This is a genomic window from Pseudomonas sp. GW823-FHT06B06 (assembly GCF_058795195.1).
In genome coordinates, this window is the sequence record NZ_JBXAHO010000013.1 from 1 (window position 1) to 14,125 (window position 14,125).

The following is a 14,125-nucleotide window of genomic DNA, read 5'->3' on the forward strand; positions in this document are numbered from 1 at the left end:
ATTGTTTACCAAGGAGTTTTCCGTTTCGACTGCGCCGGAAGTGGGGCGAATTATAGGCTTCCAGAATCTGCCGTCAACCGCTATTTTCACAAAACTGTCATATAGGTATAAAAGCCCACAAAACAAAAGGCCGACCCTATGGGTCGGCCTTCTTTACCCTTCTACTTACAAGCTAGGGAAAGCGAACTGCGAAGCTTCATGGCTCGCACGCTGCGGCCAGCGTTGAGTGATGGCCTTGCGACGGGTGTAGAAACGCACACCATCCGGACCGTACGCATGCAGGTCACCGAACAGCGAACGTTTCCAACCACCAAAGCTGTGGTAAGCCACCGGCACCGGCAGCGGTACGTTGACGCCGACCATGCCCACTTCGATCTCGTCGCAGAACAAGCGTGCCGCTTCTCCGTCACGGGTGAAGATGCAGGTGCCGTTGCCATACTCGTGATCGTTGATCAGCTGCATCGCTTCTTCCAGGCTGTTGACCCGTACGACGCACAGCACTGGCCCGAAGATCTCCTCCTTATAGATACGCATTTCTGGCGTGACGTTGTCGAACAGGCAACCGCCCAGGAAGAAACCTTCCTCGTGACCATCAACGGTCAAGCCACGGCCATCCACCACCAGTGTCGCACCGGCGGCTACGCCGTCTTCTACATAACCGCTGACCTTGTCGCGTGCCTGGCCAGTCACCAGTGGGCCCATGTCCAGGCCGCAGCTGGTACCTGCACCGATTTTTAGTGCCTTGATCTGCGGCACCAGCTTGGCAACCAACGCATCCGCCACCTGGTCGCCGACGCACACGGCTACCGAGATCGCCATGCAACGCTCGCCGCAAGAACCGTAGGCCGCGCCCATCAGTGCGCTGACGGCGTTGTCCAGGTCTGCATCCGGCATCAGCACCGCGTGGTTCTTCGCCCCGCCCAAGGCCTGCACGCGCTTGCCGCGCTTGGTACCCTCGCTATAGATGTATTCGGCGATCGGCGTAGAACCGACAAAGCTCAGCGCCTTGACTTCCGGTGCCTCGATCAAAGCGTCCACCGCCGTCTTGTCACCGTGCACCACACTCAGCACGCCTTTAGGCAGACCAGCCTCCAGCAGCAATTGCGCGATCAGCAGCGTAGAACTTGGGTCACGCTCGGACGGCTTGAGGATGAAGCAGTTGCCGCAAACGATCGCCAGCGGGTACATCCACAGCGGCACCATGGCCGGGAAGTTGAACGGCGTGATACCGGCCACAACACCCAACGGCTGGAAGTCGGACCATGCATCGATATTCGGGCCGACGTTGCGGCTGTATTCGCCCTTGAGGATTTCCGGTGCCGCGCAAGCGAACTCGACGTTCTCGATACCGCGCTTCAGCTCACCTGCCGCGTCTTCCAGCGTCTTGCCGTGTTCTTCGCTGATCAATTGAGCAATACGCGCTTCGTTCTGCTCCAGCAGTTGCTTGAAGCGGAACATTACTTGGGCACGTTTGGCCGGCGGCGTGTTGCGCCAAGCCGGGAATGCAGCCTTCGCGGCATCAATTGCGCTCTGGATGGTTTCGCGGGTGGCCAGCGGCAGTTTGTGGATAGCCTGACCGGTGGACGGGTTGAACACATCAACCGCGCGACCGTTCTCGGTGACCAGTTCGCCATTGATCAAATGCGGAATAACGCTCATGGAAGCTCCTGAAAAGTTGTCCACAGGCGCGCCCAAATCGCGCACCCGTTTCTTGTAGGTATATAGAAGAAGAAATCAGTCGATCTTGCCCAGCACTTCGCCGACCGCGTCGAACAGACGATCCAGGTCCTGCGGCTTGCTGTTGAACGTTGGGCCGAACTGCAGGGTGTCGCCGCCGAAACGCACGTAGAAACCTGCTTTCCACAAGGCCATGCCCGCTTCGAACGGGCGCACGATGGCGTCGCCGTCACGTGGCGCGATCTGGATCGCCCCCGCCAGGCCAAAGTTACGGATGTCGATGATGTTCTTGGTGCCCTTTAGGCCATGCAGCGCGTTTTCGAAATGCGGTGCGACTTCGGCGACGCTCTGTACCAGGTTTTCCTTTTGCAGCAGGTCGAGTGCTGCCAGGCCCGCTGCGCACGCCACCGGGTGCGCGGAATAGGTATAGCCGTGGGGGAATTCCACCGCGTATTCAGGCGTCGGCTGATTCATGAAGGTCTGGTAGATCTCGGAGCTGGCAATCACCGCGCCCATCGGGATCGCACCGTTGGTGACTTGCTTGGCGATGCACATCAAGTCTGGGGTAACGCCAAAGGTGTCGGCACCGAACATGTTGCCGGTACGGCCGAAACCGGTGATCACTTCGTCAAACACCAGCAGGATGCTGTGCTGATCGCAGATCTCGCGCAGGCGCTTGAGGTAACCCTGTGGCGGCACCAGTACGCCAGCGGAACCGGCCATGGGCTCGACGAACACCGCCGCGATGTTCGAGGCATCGTGCAACTCGATCAGCTTGAGCAGTTCGTCAGCCAGGGCGATACCGCCCTGCTCCGGCATGCCACGGGAGAACGCATTGCTGGCCAACAAGGTGTGCGGCAGGTGATCGACGTCCATCATCGCCTGGCCGAAGAGCTTGCGGTTGCCGTTCACGCCACCGAGGCTGGTGCCGGCGATGTTCACGCCGTGATAGCCACGGGCACGGCCGATCATCTTGGTCTTGGTCGACTGGCCTTTGAGGCGCCAGTAGGCTCGCACCATCTTCACTGCCGTGTCGGCGCACTCGGAACCCGAGTCGGTGAAGAACACGTGGTTCAGGTTGCCCGGCGTCAGGTCGGTGATCTTTTCCGCCAGCTGGAACGACAGCGGATGGCCGTACTGAAAGCCCGGCGAGTAGTCGAGGGTACCCAGTTGCTTGGCCACCGCCTCCTGGATTTCCTTGCGGGTGTGCCCGGCGCCGCAGGTCCACAGGCCAGACAGCGAGTCATAGACTTTGCGGCCCTTGTCGTCGATCAGCCAACTGCCCTCGGCGCCAACGATCAGGCGCGGGTCGCGCTGAAAGTTACGGTTGGCGGTGTACGGCATCCAGTGGGCATCGAGCTTGAGCTGGCTGGCCAGGGATGTCGGGGCGTTTTCAGGCAAGTTCATGGGTGAAACCTCGCAAGGCAATAAGCGCGTAGGGATTAAAAACCGCTGTTGCAGCTAAGTTGCCACGGGGATAAAGTCGGTGAAATCCAACTTTTGTAACCTTCAGTCAGCCCCTCACTAAACTATCGAGTAAGCGCATGAGCAGCCGTCGTCCCGATCCACTGGCACAAGTCAGCGACTTCGATATCCGTCTGCTGCGGATCTTTCGCAGCGTGGTCGAATGCGGCGGCTTCTCCGCGGCTGAAAGCGTGCTCGGCATCGGTCGATCAGCGATCAGCCAGCAAATGAGTGACCTGGAACAGCGCCTGGGTTTGCGTCTGTGCCAACGCGGGCGTGCCGGATTTTCCCTGACCGAAGAAGGTCGCGAGGTTTATCAGTCGGCGTTGCAACTATTGAGCGCACTGGAAAGTTTCCGCACCGAGGTCAACGGCCTGCACCAACATCTGCGCGGCGAGTTGACCATTGGCCTGACAGACAACCTGGTGACGCTGCCGCACATGCGCATTACCCATGCCCTGGCGCAATTGAAGGAACGCGGACCGGATGTGCAGATTCAGATCCGGATGATCGCGCCCAACGAAGTGGAGCAAGGCGTCCTCGACGGTCGACTGCACGTCGGTGTGGTGCCACAGGCGAGTGCGCTGTCCGGGCTGGAGTATCAACCGCTCTACAGCGAACGCTCGCTGCTGTATTGCGCGGTGGGCCACCCGCTGTTTTATGTCGATGACAGGCAACTGGACGATGCACGCCTCAATAGCCAGGACGCGATTGCCCCGACCTTCCGTTTGCCGGCGGACATCCAGGCTCATTATCAAGCGCTCAATTGCACCGCCAGCGCATCGGATCGTGAAGGCATGGCCTTTCTGATCCTGACCGGGCGCTATATCGGTTATCTGCCGGATCACTATGCGAGTCTTTGGGTGCAACAGGGACGCTTGCGGGCGCTGAAGGCCAAGACGCGTTTTTATGACCTGAGTCTTGCCTCGGTCACGCGTAAGGGGCGTCGTCCGCACCTGGTGCTGGAAAGCTTCCTGGAGAGCCTGGCCGCGACACGCTGACAGGGGTTTTTCTTAACGGGACTTGTCTGGAACCTGTGGGTGCGCTATCAACGTCAAGGCCCGCAACCCCTCTTGATCGGAAGTGCCCATGACCTTTGAAGTCCCAGCTCACAGCGGCAAGCCCGCCAGCCGCATTCGTCAGAAAAACGAAGAGACCATCATCAAGGCCGCCGAGGACGAGTTCGCCCGTCACGGGTTCAAGGGCACCAGCATGAACACCATTGCCCTGAATGCCGGCTTGCCCAAAGCGAACCTGCATTATTACTTCACCAACAAACTCGGTTTGTATGTGGCGGTGCTGAGCAACATCATCGAGTTGTGGGACAGCACCTTCAATACCCTGACCGCGCAAGACGACCCCGCCGAAGCCCTGACCCGCTATATCCGCGCGAAGATGGAGTTTTCCCGGCGCCAACCGCAAGCGTCCCGAATTTTCGCCATGGAGGTCATCAGTGGCGGCGAATGCCTGACCGAATATTTCAACCAGGACTATCGCACCTGGTTCCAAGGCCGTGCAGCGGTGTTCCAGGCGTGGATTGACGCTGGCAAAATGGACCCGGTCGACCCGGTACACCTGATTTTCCTGCTGTGGGGCAGCACCCAGCATTACGCCGACTTCGCCACGCAGATCTGCCGGGTCAGCGGACGCAGCAAGCTGACCAAGCAGGACATGGAAGACGCCGGCAACAATCTGATCCGTATCATTCTCAAAGGCTGCGGCCTGACACCTTCCCTCTAAGACCACTATGCCTTTTACCCTCAGCGACTTTTGCGAATACCGCGAAGAGATTCGCAAAAGCCGCTTCATCACTTTTGCCGCGCCGATCGGCAGCCCCGCCGACGCCCAGGCCTTCATCGCCCAACACAGCGATCCGAACGCTACGCACAATTGCTGGGCGTGGAAGCTCGGCGATCAATACCGCAGTACCGACGACGGCGAGCCTGGCGGCACGGCTGGCCGACCGATTCTGGCGGCCATCGAGGCACAGGATTGTGATCAGGTCGTCGTGCTGGTCATTCGCTGGTATGGCGGCATTCAACTGGGCACAGGCGGACTGGCCCGGGCCTATGGCGGCGGTGCCAACAAGTGCCTGCAAGCGGCGCCAAAGGTTGAGTTGATCAGTCGAGTGCCGGTGCGATGCGCTTGTGCGTTCAGTGAGCTGGCGTTGGTCAAGCTGCGCGTCGCGGAACTCGGCGCACTGGTGGTGCAGGAGGATTTCACGGCCAATGGCGTTGAATTGCAGTTGGCGGTGGGTGCCGGGCAGATCGCAACTTTGCAGTCTCAACTCGCTGACCTGAGTCGTGGGCGGATTGTGTTGCAGCGCTAGCAAGATCAAAAGATCGCAGCCTGCGGCAGCTTCTACAGGGAGAACGCTATCCCCTGTAGGAGCTGCCGCAGGCTGCGATCTTTTGGAGCACTGCGCTTTTTGCACTTATCGCCTAGTTGCCCACATCTGCTGTGCACCCGCCTGTGGATAACCTGAGCACATACCGCTGTAACCCTTCTGTCATGCGGCTTTGCGGGCTTTGCTCATTTTTCGTCCATTTCCTCTTTAAAACTGCTAAATACAAATGAAAACAATCAGTTAGGTTGGTTTAGCACTTTTAGAAGAAAGCCGCCCCGCGCTTATGCCCACCCTTTGAGCTTGCGCACAAATACTGTGGAACAATCTGTGGATAACCCGTTCATGGCTGGCGCGGCTGCATATCGGGCATGGCTTGCGGTCATGTGCTCATTTTTTGATCAAAGGCAGATGCGCAAAACGGGAGCGGATCAACGGTGTTGCACTCAAGTGGTGCCTGCTTCGCGATCAACCCCAACACGGCAGCGAGCGCAATGCCCTGACACAAGGACTTCCAGAATATTTCCTGACCTGATGGCCAGAAAATTGCTTTATCCACAGGCATCAATTCAATCGAATCGAGCCTGTCATGCCCACCGCCGATCCAACGCCCCGTCTGCAACTGAGCAACATCAGTAAACGCTACCCCGGCTGCCTGGCCAACGATGCCATCGACCTGACTATCGCCCCCGGTGAAATCCACGCGTTGCTCGGCGAAAACGGTGCCGGCAAAAGCACCTTGATGAAAATCATCTACGGCGTCGTCCATGCCGATGCTGGCGAGATTTTCTGGCATGGCCAGCCCGTGAACCTGCGCAATCCGGCCCAGGCTCGCGAACTGGGGATCGGCATGGTGTTCCAGCACTTCTCGCTGTTCGAAACCCTGAGCGTGGCGCAGAACATCGCACTGGCCATGGCGGCGGCGGCAGGCTCGCCCAGCCAGCTTGAACGCAAGATTGATGATGTGTCACAACGCTACGGCATGTCGCTGGAGCCGCAGCGACTGGTGCACAGCCTGTCCATCGGCGAACGGCAACGGGTGGAAATTATTCGCTGCCTGATGCAGGACATCCGCTTGTTGATTCTCGACGAACCGACCTCGGTGCTGACTCCGCAGGAGGCCGAGGACTTGTTCGTGACCCTGCGTCGACTGGCCGCCGAGGGCTGCAGCATTTTGTTCATCAGCCACAAACTCGCCGAAGTGCGCGCGCTTTGCCACAGCGCTACCGTGTTGCGCGGCGGGCGAGTCGCCGGGCATTGCGTACCGGCCGACTACTCGGATCGGCAACTGGCGTGCCTGATGGTTGGCGAAGCGGCGGAGTTGATCGACGATTACACGAAGGTGGCCGGCAGCGATGTTTTTTTGAACATACAAGGTTTGTCGTGGCACAACCCGGACCCGTTCGGTTGCTCGCTCAAGGCCATCGACCTTGCCGTGCGCAGCGGTGAAATCGTCGGCATCGCCGGTGTCGCCGGCAATGGTCAGGACGAGCTGCTGGCGTTGCTCAGCGGCGAAGAACGACTGAGCCGCAATGAGGCTGCAACCATCAGCTTTGGCGGCGAACCGGTTGCGCATCTACGTGCCGATGCCCGTCGCCAACGCGGAATGGCTTTCGTTCCGGCCGAACGACTGGGGCATGGCGCCGTGCCGGATCTGAGCCTGGCGGACAACGCCCTGCTCAGCGCATTCCAGCACGGTCTGGTGAGCAAGGGGCTGATCCAGCGCAGCAAGGTCCAGGCGCTCGCGCAGGAGATCATTCGCCGCTTCGGGGTCAAGACTTCCGGCCCCCATGCACCAGCCCGCAGCCTATCTGGCGGTAACTTGCAGAAATTCATTCTGGGCCGGGAAATACTTCAACAACCGAAATTGCTGGTGGCTGCGCACCCGACCTGGGGCGTGGATGTCGGCGCGGCCGCGACCATTCACCGGGCGCTAATTGCTCTGCGCGATGCCGGCGCGGCAATCCTGGTGATTTCCGAAGACCTCGAAGAATTGTTCCAGATCAGCGACCGCCTCGGCGCCTTGTGCAGCGGCCAGTTATCACCGCTCAAGGCCACAGTCGACACTCGCCTGACCGATGTCGGTGGCTGGATGGCCGGCCAGTTCGACGCCCCTCAATTGCCCGCCTACGCCACACGCTAACGGAGTTCACATGCTGCTTTCTCTTGAACCACGTGGCCAGCAATCGAGCCTGATGCTGTGGTGCTCGCCGTTGTTGGCGGCGGCCCTGACCCTGGGCAGTGGCTCATTGCTGTTTATCGCCTTGGGCCACGATCCATTGCTGACTTTGCATACGCTGTTGGTCGCGCCGATCAGCGACCTGTACGGGCTCTCCGAGTGGCTGGTCAAAGCGTTACCAATTCTGCTCTGCGCGCTGGGCCTGGCCGTTGCCTACCAGGCGCGGATCTGGAACATCGGCGCCGAAGGCCAACTGCTGCTCGGCGCCTTGGCCGGCAGCGTGCTGGCGGTGAACTTCATCGAGGTGCAAAGCCGCTGGGCACTGTTCGTGATCCTGCTTGCCGGAACCCTGGCCGGTGCCGCGTGGGCAGGGCTGACAGCGTGGTTGCGAACTCGCTTCAACGCCAATGAAATCCTCACCAGCATCATGCTCAACTACATCGCGTTGAACCTGCTGTTGTATTGCGTCCACGGTCCGCTGAAAGATCCGCAGGGTTTCAATTTTCCGCAGTCGGCGATGTTCGGTGACGCCAGCCGCTTGCCACTGTTAATGGAAGACGGTCGAATTCACGCAGGCGTGTACTTCGCCCTGCTCGCCCTGGTGGCGGTGTGGGTGCTGTTGCACAAAAGCTTCGTCGGGTTCCAGATCAAAGTGCTTGGGCTGGACAAGCGCGCGGCTGGCTTCGCCGGCTTTCGAGAAAAACGCCTGGTCTGGCTGGTGCTGTTGGTCAGCGGTGGCCTCGCGGGCTTGGCGGGTGCATGTGAGGTGACTGGGCCGATCGGGCAATTGGTACCGCAAGTGTCCCCGGGCTACGGCTACGCAGCGATCACCGTAGCGTTTCTCGGGCGCTTGAACCCGGTTGGCATTCTCGTTTCCAGCTTGTTGATGGCGTTGCTTTACATCGGTGGCGAGAGTGCGCAAATGAGCTTGAACCTGCCGCAAGCGATCACCCAACTGTTCCAGGGGATGATGCTGTTTTTCCTGCTGGCCTGTGATGTGCTGATTCTCTACCGCCCCCGCTTGAACCTGCGCAGGAAACGCCGTGCACTCGCCACTGCCGTACAACAACAAGTAGGGGCCCTGTGATGGATATCGATCTGCTGAGTAACATTTTCTACGCCATGGTTCGCTGCGGTACACCGCTGTTGCTGGTGGCGCTGGGCGAACTGGTCTGCGAGAAAAGCGGCGTACTCAATCTGGGCCAGGAAGGGATGATGCTGTTTGGCGCGGTGATGGGGTTCATCATCGCGTTCAGCACCGGCAACCTGTGGCTCGGCGTATTGCTGGCGATGTTCGCCGGGATGCTGTTGTCATCGTTGTTCGCTCTGGTGGCGCTGGTCTTCAATGCCAACCAGGTCGCCACGGGGCTGGCCCTGACGATCTTCGGCGTGGGGTTGTCGAGCTTTGTCGGTGCGGCGTGGGTTGGCAAACCGCTAACGGGCTTCGAGCCGGTGGCACTCCCTTATTTGAGCGAGATACCGCTGATCGGACGGATGCTGTTCGCCCAGGATCTGCTGGTGTACCTGTCATTCGCGCTGTTTGCGCTGGTGGCCTGGGTGACGCTGCAGACCCGCGTCGGGCTGATCATCCAGGCGGTCGGGGAAAACCCGGATGCGGCCAGCGCAATGGGTTTGCCGGTGTTGGCCGTGCGCGCATTGGCGGTGTTGTTTGGCGGCGCGATGGCGGGACTTGCCGGCGCGTACCTATCGCTGGCCTACACACCGATGTGGGCGGAAAACATGAGCGCCGGCCGCGGCTGGATTGCCCTGGCGCTGGTGGTATTCGCCAGTTGGCGGGTATGGCGCTTGCTGCTGGGCGCGTACCTGTTCGGACTCGCCAGCATCCTGCACCTGGTGGCGCAAGGGCTGGGGCTGGCGATTCCATCGAGTTTGCTGGCGATGCTGCCGTATGTGGCGACCATTGTGGTGCTGGTGCTGCTGTCCCGGGACAAGGTGCGCACACGATTGTATGCGCCGGTTTCATTGGGGCAGCCGTGGCAGGCTGGGCATTAGCAGTTGTCTGGTCTGGCCTCTTCGCGGGCAAGCCCGCTCCCACATATGCGCGTGCGCCGCTATTAATGTGTCTGGCGCAGTCCCTGTGGGAGCGGGCTTGCCCGCGAAGAGGCCCGCACTGGCAACACTTGAGCAATGCCCCACATCAATTCAAACACCAGAAAAATCACCAGCAGCGAACTCACACCATGGATCAGGGCATAAGCCTGCCAAGCCGAGAACAGGAATCTGGCCACGGCGTCATACCGCCCATAAACCTGCTGCGGATCACGAATGCGCAGCACCGCCCACACGCAGACTATCGAGCCCAATAGATTCGCCATCAACACGTGCATCGGTTCGAACGGCGGTAGCTCGCCTGATAGATTGAAAGCCTGGCTCAAGCTCAACAAAAGCCCGTGCACCGCGACAAAACTCCATGGCGTGGCAAACGCTGCCATAACGATCAGGTCATACCAGGCACTGCCGCGAACCAAGCGGCGATATTGCATTGAAGTCCACATCGATATTGCTCCATCAATTTCCGGGAGCAACCAGGCTAAAGCCTGGAGTATGCTCCAGGGTCAAGCCCTCGAAGAGACGTGATGATGCGCATCGGTGAATTAGCCCAGGCCAGCGCCGTCAGCCGCGACCCGGCAGACAGGGTGCAGCTGGTGCAGTACATCAAGACCGCTCAACGGCTGGGCTTTAACTTCGGCGAGATCGGCCACAGCGTCGGCGCCATCTGGCAGTCGCCCGATCCGGACAGTGCCGTCACACGATTGCTGCAAGACAAGCTCAAACTGATCGAAGCGCGCATGTCCGAACTGGGCGCATTGCGCGATGAGTTGCAACAACGGCTTGGACAAGATTGTCCATTGAATCCACGTCCCTGAACCTCAAGGAAGCCACACATGTCCAGAACCGCACTGATCATCGGTGCCTCCCGCGGCCTTGGCCTCGGCCTGGTGAAAACCCTGCTTGCCGATGGCTGGCAAGTGACCGCCACTGTGCGCAATCCGCAAAACGCCGAGGCCCTCAAGGCATTGGGCAAGGTGCGGATCGAGAAACTCGACATGGACGATCAGCAAGCGGTGATCATGCTGAGCCAGAAACTCAAGGACGAAGTGTTTGACCTGCTGTTCGTCAACGCCGGGGTGAAAGGCCCTGAGGTGCAGACACCAAACGGCGGCGCGACCCTGGCCGAGGTTGGCCAACTGTTCTTCACCAATGCCGTGGCGCCGATCAACCTGGCGCAACGCTTTGTAGGGCAAATCCGCCCGGACAACGGCGTGCTGGCCTTCATGAGTTCGGTGTTGGGCAGCGTGACCATGCCAGACGCGCCGGAACTGGCGCTGTACAAGGCCAGCAAGGCTGCACTCAATTCCATGACCAACAGCTTCGTCACGCAGTTGGGCGAAACCAGCCTTACCGTACTGTCGCTGCATCCGGGCTGGGTGAAAACCGACATGGGCGGTGAAGGTGCTGACATCGATGTGGACACCAGCACACGCGGACTGATTGACCAGGTGAATGCGTATGCCGGCAAGGGCGGGCATCACTTCATCAACTACAGGGGTGAAACCATTCCCTGGTAACCACCGCCGCCCACTGTAGGAGCGAGCCTGCTCGCGATGGACGCCAAAGATGACGCGGGCTTTCTGGATGCCCGCGTTGTCTGGACGTTTTTCGCGAGCATGCTCGCTCCTGCAAGGGTTTTACGTTGTCTGGTCGGACCGGGCTTGCCCGCGACACCGTTTTGATTAAAACTTGGCACCTCGCCTCCCCGGCGACCCTGGATCAGCAGACAGGGCAACACTGAGCTGGCAACCCTGAACCCAACTTTCAGAGGAGCCGGCCAACATGCCTGCGACCCGTACCTGGTTAAAAAATCCCCTCGCCATTTTTACAGCCAACGACCTCGACGCCCGTGGCGGCCTGGTGCTGCAAGACGGTCTGATCGTCGAAGTACTTGGCCTCGGCCAACAGCCCTCCGCGCCGTGCAACGAAGTATTCGATGCCCGCGAGCATGTGATCCTGCCGGGGCTGATCAACACCCATCACCACTTCTATCAAACCCTGACCCGCGCCTGGGCACCCGTGGTCAACCAGCCGTTGTTTCCGTGGCTGAAAACCCTGTACCCGGTCTGGGCACGCCTGACTCCGGAAAAGCTCGCCCTCGCCACCAAAGTCGCCTTGGCTGAACTGCTGTTGTCCGGTTGCACCACGGCCGCCGACCACCACTACCTGTTCCCCGAAGGCCTGGAAAATGCGATCGATGTACAAGTCGAGAGCGTTCGCGAACTGGGCATGCGCGCCATGCTGACGCGCGGCTCCATGAGCCTGGGTGAAAAGGACGGAGGCCTGCCGCCGCAGCAAACCGTGCAGGAAGGTGAAGTGATCCTGGCCGATAGCCAGCGCTTGATCGCCGAGTACCACGAACGTGGCGAAGGCGCGCAAATCCAGATCGCCCTGGCGCCCTGCTCCCCCTTCTCCGTCACCCCGCAAATCATGTCTGCCAGCGCCGAACTGGCGAACAACCTCGACGTGCGCCTGCACACGCACCTGGCGGAAACCCTCGACGAAGAAGATTTCTGCCTGCAGCGCTTTGGCCTGCGCACCGTCGATTACCTGGACAGCGTCGGCTGGCTCGGACCGCGTACCTGGCTGGCACACGGCATCCACTTCAACCCGGATGAAATCGCCCGCCTTGGCGCCGCCGGCACGGGTATTTGCCATTGCCCAAGCTCGAACATGCGCCTGGCCTCCGGCATCTGCCCGACCATCGAGCTGACCGATGCCGGCGCGTTGCTCGGTCTTGGCGTGGACGGTTCTGCCTCCAACGATGCGTCGAACATGATGCTCGAAACCCGTCAGGCGTTGTACATCCAGCGTCTGCGCTACGGTGCCGAGAAAATCACACCAGAGCGCGTACTGGGCTGGGCGACCAAAGGCTCGGCCAGTTTGCTTGGGCGCAGCGACATCGGTGAAATCGCCGTGGGCAAACAAGCTGACCTGGCGCTGTTCAAACTCGACGAGTTGCGCTTCTCCGGCAGCCACGATCCGGTATCGGCACTGCTCTTGTGCGGCGCGGACCGTGCGGACCGGGTGATGGTCGGCGGCAAGTGGCGAGTGATCGACGGGCAGGTCGAGGGGCTGGACCTGAAGGGATTGATTGCCGATCACAGCCAGGCGGCTCGGCAGTTGATCGCGGGCGTCTGACCCAACACCGATCCACTGTAGGAGCTGGCGCAGCCTGCGATCTTTTGATTTTGCTTCTAAAAAACAAGATCAAAAGATCGCAGGCTGCGCCAGCTCCTACAGACCCAACAACGACAACATGATGAACGTCGCAAACAGCACAAAGTGAGTCATCCCTTCGATGGCGTTGGTTTCGCCATCGTTGAGGTTGATCGCACTGACGATCAGGGTGATGAAGATCATCACGGTCTGCACCGGGGTCATCGCCATCTGGAACGGCTGCCCGGTATAGAGCGCCATTGCTTCCATCACCGGCACCGTCAGGATCACCGTCGACAGCGACGCCCCCAACGCGATGTTGACCACCGCCTGCATGCGGTTGGCCAATGCTGCGCGCAATGCCGTCAGAATTTCCGGGGCGGCCGAAATGGCCGCCACCAGAATCGCCGTGATCACCGGCGGTGCGCCCGTCCCTTCCAGCCCCAGGTCGAGGGTCTTGGACATCACTTCGGCCAGGGCACCGATCACCACCACACCGAACACCAGGATGCCGATCGACAATGTCAGGCTGATCGGTGCCGGCTCCTGCTCCAGCGGTTCTTTCTTGCGGCGTTTTTCCGGGTAGCTGTAGCTGAAAAAATAACTGTGCGGCCCGACCTGCATCCGCAGGAACAAGGCGTAAAGCACCACCATCGCGCCAATGGTGAACGCCGAATAGAGCTTCCAGTCGCCTTTGGGAATGAACTCCGGCACCACCATCGACACACCCATCGCGGTCAGGATCATCACGCTGTAGCTGCGCGCCGAATCGTCGTTGTAGGACTGTTCGCCATGCTTGAGCCCACCCATCAACGCCGCCAGGCCGAGGATGCCATTGATGTCGAGCATGACGGCTGAGTAAATCGTGTCGCGCACCAGCGTAGCCGACGCTTCGTTGCTCATCATGATCGCCAGGATCACCACTTCCACCAGCACCGCGGCCAAGGTCAGGATCATCGTGCCGTAAGGGTCGCCGACCTTTTCCGCGAGCAGTTCGGCTTGATGGGCGACACGCATGGAGGCGGCGACGATGAATGCGATCAGCACCAGCCCGCCAGCCAGCGCGATCGCCTGGCCGCTGTGCAGCAACCAGTGCTCCAGCGGGAAAGCCACGAGTGCGGCGATCAAGGCCAGTAGCAGAAAGGTTTCTTGCTTGAGAATCGTGAGCATGTCGGGCCTTTTGCCGAGGAGGTGCGATATGCGACTGACTGCAACGCGGCGATAACGTT

At 60.1% G+C, this 14,125-nt stretch carries 13 protein-coding genes; 9 read left to right on the top strand and 4 right to left on the bottom strand.

Features of this window, described 5'->3' with window-relative positions:
• Positions 1-165: 165 nt before the first annotated feature.
• Both AC1Q8Q_RS13950 and aptA read right to left on the bottom strand, forming a co-directional pair.
• On the bottom strand, positions 166-1,659 hold the full coding sequence (locus AC1Q8Q_RS13950) for a CoA-acylating methylmalonate-semialdehyde dehydrogenase (RefSeq protein ID WP_020796322.1): 1,494 nt from the start codon (positions 1,657-1,659) through the stop codon (positions 166-168).
• A gap of 75 nt (positions 1,660-1,734) precedes the next feature.
• Positions 1,735-3,084, bottom strand: coding sequence for an omega-aminotransferase AptA (gene aptA / locus AC1Q8Q_RS13955; RefSeq protein ID WP_083350094.1), 1,350 nt, complete (start codon positions 3,082-3,084; stop codon positions 1,735-1,737).
• Between the two features lie 137 nt (positions 3,085-3,221).
• Between aptA and AC1Q8Q_RS13960 the strand changes: the two genes are divergently transcribed.
• The 6 genes from AC1Q8Q_RS13960 to AC1Q8Q_RS13985 all read left to right on the top strand — a co-directional run bounded on the left by AC1Q8Q_RS13960 (position 3,222) and on the right by AC1Q8Q_RS13985 (position 9,677).
• Positions 3,222-4,142 (top strand): LysR family transcriptional regulator, encoded by a 921-nt coding sequence (locus tag AC1Q8Q_RS13960; RefSeq protein ID WP_020796324.1) that lies wholly within the window; start codon positions 3,222-3,224, stop codon positions 4,140-4,142.
• Between the two features lie 88 nt (positions 4,143-4,230).
• Complete coding sequence (locus AC1Q8Q_RS13965) at positions 4,231-4,881, top strand: TetR/AcrR family transcriptional regulator (RefSeq protein WP_020796325.1); 651 nt, start codon at positions 4,231-4,233, stop codon at positions 4,879-4,881.
• 7 nt (positions 4,882-4,888) lie between these two features.
• Positions 4,889-5,470 (top strand): IMPACT family protein, encoded by a 582-nt coding sequence (locus tag AC1Q8Q_RS13970; protein WP_033041420.1) that lies wholly within the window; start codon positions 4,889-4,891, stop codon positions 5,468-5,470.
• Between the two features lie 604 nt (positions 5,471-6,074).
• Positions 6,075-7,628 carry an ABC transporter ATP-binding protein gene (locus AC1Q8Q_RS13975; protein WP_168757192.1) on the top strand — a complete coding sequence of 518 codons (1,554 nt, stop codon included), beginning with the start codon at positions 6,075-6,077 and terminating at the stop codon, positions 7,626-7,628.
• Between the two features lie 10 nt (positions 7,629-7,638).
• The gene (locus tag AC1Q8Q_RS13980; RefSeq protein WP_020796329.1) at positions 7,639-8,751 is read left to right on the top strand and encodes an ABC transporter permease; all 1,113 of its coding nucleotides are present in this window, start codon (positions 7,639-7,641) and stop codon (positions 8,749-8,751) included.
• Positions 8,751-9,677, top strand: a complete 927-nt coding sequence (locus AC1Q8Q_RS13985) for an ABC transporter permease (protein WP_020796330.1) — start codon at positions 8,751-8,753, stop codon at positions 9,675-9,677. The genes AC1Q8Q_RS13980 and AC1Q8Q_RS13985 overlap by 1 nt, the downstream gene beginning before the upstream one ends.
• Before the next feature lie 62 nt (positions 9,678-9,739).
• Here AC1Q8Q_RS13985 and AC1Q8Q_RS13990 read toward each other — a convergent pair whose 3' ends face one another.
• On the bottom strand, positions 9,740-10,180 hold the full coding sequence (locus AC1Q8Q_RS13990; protein WP_168757191.1) for a hypothetical protein: 441 nt from the start codon (positions 10,178-10,180) through the stop codon (positions 9,740-9,742).
• 84 nt (positions 10,181-10,264) lie between these two features.
• Between AC1Q8Q_RS13990 and AC1Q8Q_RS13995 the strand changes: the two genes are divergently transcribed.
• The 3 genes from AC1Q8Q_RS13995 (at position 10,265) to AC1Q8Q_RS14005 (ending at position 12,878) form a co-directional block, all read left to right on the top strand.
• A complete protein-coding gene (locus AC1Q8Q_RS13995; RefSeq protein ID WP_080725338.1) occupies positions 10,265-10,552 on the top strand; it encodes a MerR family DNA-binding protein in 288 nt (95 codons plus the stop codon).
• Positions 10,553-10,570: 18 nt separating this feature from the next.
• Positions 10,571-11,254, top strand: coding sequence for an SDR family oxidoreductase (locus tag AC1Q8Q_RS14000; protein ID WP_020796333.1), 684 nt, complete (start codon positions 10,571-10,573; stop codon positions 11,252-11,254).
• Positions 11,255-11,519: 265 nt separating this feature from the next.
• Entirely contained in the window at positions 11,520-12,878 is a 1,359-nt protein-coding gene (locus AC1Q8Q_RS14005; protein WP_020796335.1) for an 8-oxoguanine deaminase, read from the top strand.
• 96 nt (positions 12,879-12,974) lie between these two features.
• On the opposite strand, the gene AC1Q8Q_RS14010 is transcribed toward AC1Q8Q_RS14005, so the two are convergent.
• Complete coding sequence (locus AC1Q8Q_RS14010) at positions 12,975-14,066, bottom strand: calcium:cation antiporter (RefSeq protein WP_168757189.1); 1,092 nt, start codon at positions 14,064-14,066, stop codon at positions 12,975-12,977.
• Between the last annotated feature and the right edge of the window lie 59 nt (positions 14,067-14,125).